Source organism: Streptomyces sp. NPDC059900 (assembly GCF_050270335.1).
In the GTDB taxonomy this organism is placed as follows: Bacteria; Actinomycetota; Actinomycetes; order Streptomycetales; family Streptomycetaceae; genus Streptomyces.
The window spans coordinates 3,659-10,373 of the sequence record NZ_JBNNJZ010000289.1 but is presented as its reverse complement, the minus strand read 5'-3'; the positions used below and the strand labels follow the sequence as shown (position 1 = coordinate 10,373).

At 69.8% G+C, this 6,715-nt stretch carries 7 protein-coding genes; 4 read left to right on the top strand and 3 right to left on the bottom strand.

The features are described from left to right. Window positions 1–85: 85 nt before the first annotated feature. The 3 genes from ACQKIP_RS29315 (at window position 86) to ACQKIP_RS29305 (ending at window position 2,734) form a co-directional block, all read left to right on the top strand. Entirely contained in the window at window positions 86–1,123 is a 1,038-nt protein-coding gene (locus ACQKIP_RS29315) for a hypothetical protein (protein ID WP_365864941.1), read from the top strand. 296 nt (window positions 1,124–1,419) lie between these two features. Beyond that, window positions 1,420–2,103, top strand: a complete 684-nt coding sequence (gene snpA, locus ACQKIP_RS29310; protein ID WP_365864943.1) for a snapalysin — start codon at window positions 1,420–1,422, stop codon at window positions 2,101–2,103. Between the two features lie 421 nt (window positions 2,104–2,524). After that, the gene (locus tag ACQKIP_RS29305) at window positions 2,525–2,734 is read left to right on the top strand and encodes a DUF6243 family protein (protein WP_365864944.1); all 210 of its coding nucleotides are present in this window, start codon (window positions 2,525–2,527) and stop codon (window positions 2,732–2,734) included. Between the two features lie 69 nt (window positions 2,735–2,803). Here the strand turns inward: ACQKIP_RS29305 and ACQKIP_RS29300 are convergent, their stop codons facing one another. Further along, the gene (locus ACQKIP_RS29300) at window positions 2,804–3,745 is read right to left on the bottom strand and encodes a hypothetical protein (RefSeq protein ID WP_365864946.1); all 942 of its coding nucleotides are present in this window, start codon (window positions 3,743–3,745) and stop codon (window positions 2,804–2,806) included. A gap of 256 nt (window positions 3,746–4,001) precedes the next feature. Here ACQKIP_RS29300 and ACQKIP_RS29295 point away from each other — a divergent pair, with 256 nt between their 5' ends. Further along, window positions 4,002–4,298 (top strand): hypothetical protein, encoded by a 297-nt coding sequence (locus ACQKIP_RS29295; protein ID WP_365864948.1) that lies wholly within the window; start codon window positions 4,002–4,004, stop codon window positions 4,296–4,298. A gap of 26 nt (window positions 4,299–4,324) precedes the next feature. Here ACQKIP_RS29295 and ACQKIP_RS29290 read toward each other — a convergent pair whose 3' ends face one another. Together ACQKIP_RS29290 and ACQKIP_RS29285 are read right to left on the bottom strand one after the other, a co-directional pair. After that, window positions 4,325–5,794, bottom strand: coding sequence for a short-chain fatty acid transporter (locus ACQKIP_RS29290; RefSeq protein ID WP_365864950.1), 1,470 nt, complete (start codon window positions 5,792–5,794; stop codon window positions 4,325–4,327). After that, window positions 5,791–6,715 (bottom strand): ornithine cyclodeaminase family protein (locus tag ACQKIP_RS29285; RefSeq protein WP_427744589.1); only part of this gene is annotated, 925 nt, incomplete at its 5' end. The genes ACQKIP_RS29290 and ACQKIP_RS29285, both read right to left, overlap by 4 nt.

The following is a 6,715-nucleotide window of genomic DNA, read 5'->3' as shown; positions in this document are numbered from 1 at the left end:
GGCTTGACCCGGTGGCACCGCCGCCGCCAGCCTCGGCAGCGGGAACTCTGCAAGATCTTGCTCACGTCACCGGGGAGATTCGACAGTGAAGGTCGGACTGGCACGTTCCGCCGCCATCGAGTGGGTCGCGCGGCATGCCCGCTCCGATGCCGGCTACCGGGGCGCGTACTTCAGCGGCTCGACCGTCGGGCTGCCGGACGACGCGGAGCTGCCGCCTTCGTCCGACATCGACATCTTCGTCGTCACCGCCCGCCAGGACCCACCGGTCAAGCCGGGGAAACTCCGTTTCCGGGGCGTCCTGCTGGAAGTCAGCTACCTGCCCCGGGCCGAGCTGGCTTCCGCCGACAGTGTCCTGGCGTCCTACCATCTGGCCGGCAGCTTCCGCACGGACACGATCATCGATGACCCCACCGGCGAGCTGCGCGGACTGCAGGCTCGTGTATCGCGCCATTTCGCCGACCGGTCCTGGGTTCGCCGCAGGTGCCTGGACGCCCGCCACCGGGTCGAAAACCGCCTCGCTGCGATCGACACCTCGGCGCCGTTCCACGAGCAGGTGCTGTCCTGGCTGTTTCCCACCGGCGTGACCTGCCACGTCCCTCTCGTTGCCGCCTTGCGCAACCCGACCGTTCGCCTGCGCTATCTTGCCGCGCGCCAGGTTCTCGCCGACTACGGGCACCACGGCCTCTACCCGGAGTTGCTGGACCTTCTGGGCTGCGCACACCTGACCGCCGAGCGCGTCCAGCATCAGCTGCGCGAACTCACCGCGACGTTCGACGCGGCCGTCGCGGTGGCGAAGACCCCGTTCTTCTTCAGCAGTGACATCACCCCCGCCGCACGGCCGATCGCCATTGACGGCAGCCAGCAGCTCATCGACGCAGGCGACCATCGCGAGGCGGTCTTCTGGATCATTGCGACCTTCGCCCGCTGCCACACCATCCTGGCCGCCGACGCCCCCCAGCTGCACGAAGCACTCTCCCCGGCCTTCCGGACAGCGGTCGCCGACCTCGGCATCAGCTCCACGGGTGATCTCGTCCACCGGGCCGAAGAGGTGACCCGGTTCCTGCCCCGGCTCTGGCAGGCCACCGAGAACATCCTGGACAGAAACCCCCACATCACCGCATAGCAGCGGGTGCTCGTCCGGATCGGCAGTACCCGGCAGGTGCCCGACAGGTGCCCGGTAGGTGCGGAGCCGGGCGAGTGATGGGCCAAGCCCGGTGTGGCGCATACCAGTTGATGCTCTGCTGCTATCACCGAATGGTATCGGTACGAACGAGCCCCGCCTTCCCGATACTCGTCCCGACCAAAGCCCGCATCCGCAGGCCTCCGGTCCCGGGATCCCGGGCACCCCCGTGCCCGGGAGCTCCCGGCCACCCCCTTGGCCATCCAGGCCACCGGACACCCGGAAGGGACACACCCCCCGTGAACAGACCCCGCACCAGCATCCTCGCCGTCCTGGGCGCCGCCGCTCTCGTCGGCTCGCTCGCCGCTGCTCCCACGGCGTTCGCGGCGCCCGCACCCGAGACGGCGGCCAAGACCGCCTCCGCGAACACCGTGTCGGCGTACGCGGGCTCGGCCGAGAACGAGGCCGCCAACCGGGCCTTCTTCGACGCCGTCATGAAGTCGGCGCTGAAGAAGCAGGCAGCCAAGCCGGGCATCCAGGTCGTCACCGTCACCTACAACACCAGCCGGGCGCCCAGCTTCCGCAGCCAGATAGCCCGGAGCACGCAGATATGGAACTCCTCGGTCAGCAACGTGAAGCTGCAGGAGACCAGCTCGACCGGCAACTTCCAGTACCGCGAGGGCAATGACTCACGCGGCTCGTACGCCTCCACCGACGGGCACGGCCGCGGCTACATCTTCCTGGACTACCGGCAGAACCAGCAGTACAACTCCACCCGTGTGACGGCCCACGAGACCGGTCACGTGCTCGGCCTGCCCGACCACTACTCGGGTCCGTGCAGCGAGCTGATGTCGGGCGGCGGCCCCGGCACGTCCTGCACCAACGCCACCCCGAACGCGCAGGAGCGCCAGCGGGTCAACAGCCTCTGGGCCAACGGCATCGCCACGTTGAAGGACAAGGGCGAGCTGACGACGGTCCGCTGACCCCGCACCACCTCCGGGCGGCCTGACGCATACCAGCTACCGCCCTCGTACCGACCCGGCCGCGTGCGGCGCGCGCTCTCCTCCTGTGCGGGTACTCATACCTGGGGGACGAAGCCGCGCTGCACGCGGCCGGCGCCTTCTGAGACGGCAGCGCGGCTGCCCCCTCGCGGATACCGCCCGGTCCGCGCAGGGCCCGCCGGGGGCGACGGTGCGTACGCCGAAGACCCGGAAGGTGTCGGGGCGGCGGAATCGTGGTGGGCGGGGCCGGTGGAACCGGGTAATGTCGTGGTCATGTTCTTCCAGACGCTGATTTACGAGTGACAGTGTGACGGGCCCCCGCTGACGTCCCTGCGATGTCGCCGCGCCCGTCCCTCCTCGCCGATGAATCCGTAGATCACTTCACATCATTCCGGGAGAACCCGTGAGCAAGAACATCAACAACCCCGTGGGCATGGGCGGCGGCCAGCGCAAGAAGCTGTCCCGCGCCGAGCGGCAGAACAACGGTCCGCACCGCAATCTCGACCGCCAGGGTGCCGCCGAGCAGAAGGCGGAGCTGCTGCGCAAGATGCGCGAGAAGACGGACGCGGCCAAGGGCGCCGGGCAGACGGGCGAGGACACCGCGCAGAGCTGATGCACCGCCGCCAGGGGCGGCACCGCAGGGGACGGGCCCGGACCGCGATGCGCGGTCCGGGCCCTGCTCTCACTGCTTGGGAGTCTCGTACACCAGCCGGGATGTCTCGGACGCGATCGACGGCACGGGCTTGCCCGGAGGCAGGACCGGTGCGAGGGCTTCGAAGACGGCCCGTACGCGGGCTTCGGTGTAGGCGTGGATGCGGTCTGTGGCCTTGAGCCAGGCACCGCCGCCGGGCAGCGGGGCCACCTCGGCGAAGGCTCCGCCGGCCCGCAGGGCGGGAACCCCGCCCAGGGCGGTGAGGACGCCGGGGGAGCAGACGGTCAGCCATCCGTAGCCGCGCAGCGTCGTCTCCAGCTCGGGCAGGGTGTCGCCCAGGAGGAGGCCCAGACCGTCTTCGAGGGCGGTGCGGCCCGTGATGTAGTCCGCGTCGTCGGCCACGGAGGCGTAGAGAACACTGCCGTGGCGCTCGACCTGGTCTCGCAGGAAGGACTCCCAGCGCTGCTGTGCGTCGTCCGCCGTGGCGGGGTTCTCGAATTCCTCCGTCGTGCGCACGGCGACCAAAGAGACCACGCCCGGCGCATCGTCGTCACGGGTGACCGAGACCTCGAGCCAGGGCTCGCCGGGCTGGCCCTCGTCGTCGATCAGTGCCAGCTGCAGCTGCGCCACGAGGGGCCGGTTGCCGAGCTGTCGGAGGAACTCCTGCCAGTGGGCGGGGGAGAAGTAGGTCTCGACCGGCCGCTGTCCTCGGCGGGTGGTCTCGTCGTAGTAGAAGGATGCCCAGAGCGTTCCGGGTGCCCCGTAAGGGCCGCTGCCGTTGTTGGCCAGGGCTCGTGCGGTGAGGTCCAGACCGTAGCCGAAGCCGTCACCGAGCGCTCCGGCCAGAGGGCCCACGGCCTGCATGAACCAGTCGCGAGCCAGCTGCCGGTAGGCGTCCCCCTCGGCGGGGCAGGGCACGTTGATCTCGGCCCGGAGAAGCGAGTTCAACCGGATGCTCTGCTGCGCCGTCATGCCGAGGCCGTGCCCTTCTGATCGGTTCGGGAACCGGCGAAGCGTACCGCCGCCGGATGATCATGCCGGACCCGCCCGCGTCCGTGACCGAATGTCACGCTCACGTTCGGTTCGGCCCGCGTCGGCGTCCACCGCACGGGTGGCACCACGCGTGTACGCGGCGGACCAGGGCAGCGGAGCTGAACAGCGAAGCTGCGGCAGCCGCCGCAGCTTCGCGGTAACACCGGACATTCCGCCGGCGCAGGAAGGAACGCGTATGCCCATCGAGAGCCAGTACCGACCGTCGGCCGCGTTGGAAGCCATGGCGCTCTTGCGCGGTTCCTTGCAAAACGGATACGCCCCCGCCTCCGAGGCCCAACTCCGTGAGGCCGTCCACCGCTTGAGGCGGCAGCTGGGCGATGACGACGCCGCAGCCCACTGCGCGTTGCTGTGGGCCATGACCCATGCCGCTGAACTGAGCGTGGGCGTAGCGGCCAAGGCCTATGACCTGGACCCCGACTCCGTGCTGGATCACCTCACCCTCGGCTTGCAGCGGGTGGACCACATGAGGTGACGGGCTCGCGCGGCGCCCGCGGACGTCTAGGGGATCACGGGCGGATGGTAGGGAAGGGTCAAAGACAGCACGGTGAGCAGGCCGAGCACGATGGGGAGCAGGGCGACGAGGTAGAGGAAGGTGTAGCCGACGATGTCGCGGGCCTTGAGGCCCAGGACCCCGAGCAGCGGCAGCATCCAGAACGGGTTGATGAGGTTGGGCAGCGCCTCGGCCGCGTTGTAGACCTGGACCGTCCACCCCAGGTTGACGTGCATGTCGTTGGCGGCCTGCATGATGTACGGCGCCTCGATGATCCACTTTCCGCCGCCGGAAGGGACGAGGAAACCCAGGACGACGGAGTAGGCGCCGGTCATCAGGGGGAAGAGGGTGGAGGATCCCACTCCGGTGAAGGCGGAGGCCAGGTAGTGGGACAGGCTGTTGCCCGTGCCGTTGGTGGCATGCGTCATGATCGCTGCGATGCCGGCATAGAACGGGAACTGGATGAGCACGCCGCCCGTCGCGGGAACGGCCTTGGTCACCGCGGCGAGGAACCGGCGCGGGCGCCAGTGCAGCAGCATGCCGAGCCCCAGGAAGAGCAGGTTGTAGGTGTTCAGCGCGGAGATCGCCACGATCGGGTCCTGCTTGGCGAACTCCTGCACGGCCCAACCCGCGACGAGCAGTACGACCACGCAGGTCAGCAGGGGGCTGTACTCGAGCCACTCGCCCGGCCGGGTGCGCGGCTCGTCCTCCTCGACCGGATCGCTGGGGTCGATGCCCAGGTCGGCGGCGGTGCGCACGCTGTTGCCGCGCGGAGCGGTCAGATACGCCACGGTCACGCATACGGCGATGATCACCGCGGAGAGAGTGAGCGACTGCCAGGTGAAGATGGTCTCCCGGAACGGGATGACGCCGGTGATCTCCATCAGGGACGGTGACAGGCTCTCGGCGTTGGCCTGCAACTGGGCGGCCGAGGAACTCAGGCCCAGCGCCCAGCTGCCGCCCAGGCCGAGGTAGGCGGCGGCCGAGGCGGCCCGGTAGTCGACGCGCAGATCGTCGCGTTCGGCCAGCCGCCGCACGAGCAGGGCGCTGAAGATGAGGCTGAATCCCCAGTTCAGCAGGGCCGAGGTGAGGCTGATCGTGGCCACCATCGCCACGGCGCCGCGCTCGGTGCGCGGCACTCGGGCCAGGCGCACGATGGCGCGCTGTACGGGGCGGGCGGTGGCCACCACGTACCCGCTGATGGCGACCATGGCCATCTGCATGGTGAAGGGAATCAGGTCCCAGAAGCCGTTGCCGAAGACCTGGGCGACCTTTGCAGGTGTGGAGCCTATGCCCATCGCGGCGACGGCCACCACCAGGACCGCCAGCAGGGCGAAGACGAGAGCGTTGGGGAACCAGCGTTCGGCGACGGCGGCACTGCGGGTGGCGGTGCGCGCCAGCAGTCCCTCGCTCGCGGACAGTTCGGGTGGCGTCTTCGTTTCCGTGGAGGCGGCGTCACCGCTCTGCTGTGGCGTCATGACGTACCACCCAGGGCGCGGTGGGAGCGGTAGACCAGCGAGGCGGCGCTGAGGTCGGCGGCGGCGCTGCCGACCGTCTTGAACACGGTGATCTCCTCGTGCGCAGTGCGGCCGGGGTGGGAGCCCGCGCACAGTTCGGGCAGGGTGGCCGCGATGTCGTCGGGGCTGAGGAGACCGGCCTCGATGGGCTGGGCCAGCTCGCCGGCTTCCTTGATGGCCTGCGGTGTGTCGATGAACAGGGTGCCGCGTCGCAGGCACGCGTCGTCGGCCTCGCGCATGGTGGGCCGGAAGCTGCCGATGAGGTCGAGGTGGGTGCCGGGGGTGAGCCACTCGCCCCGGATGACGGGCTCGGTGGCGAGGGTGGCGCACGTGATGATGTCGGCTTCTGCCGCGGCCGATGCCAGATCGGTGACGACGTGTGCCTCCAGGTCCTGGTCCCGCAGGGTGTCGACCATGCGCTGGGCGTTGGTGGTGGTCCGGGCGTGGACGAGGACGGTGCGCAGGTCGAAAGCGCTGCGGTAGGCCTCGACCGCGAGACTGCCCACGTGTCCGACTCCGACGACGAGCAGGGTGGCGCTCTCCGGGCGGGCGAGGTAGGAGGCGGCGAGCACCGAGGTGCCGATGGTGCGCCGGCGGGTCAGTTCGTTGCCGTCGATCACGGCCAGGTGCTCGCCGGTGACCGCGCTGGCCAGGACGTACGCCGATGACAGGGCCGGCTTGCCCCGGGCCGCGTTCGCCGGGAAGACGTTGACGAGTTTCACGCCGACGAACTCGCCGTGCGACCAGGCGGGCATGAGCAGCAGCGTGGCGTCGGCGTCGGGGTCGACGGTGTGGTGGTGGCGGGCGGGGCTGTGGGCGCCGCGCACGAATCCCTCGCGCTGCGCGTGGAGGAGGTCGCCGAAAGGCAGCGCGTTGATGGTC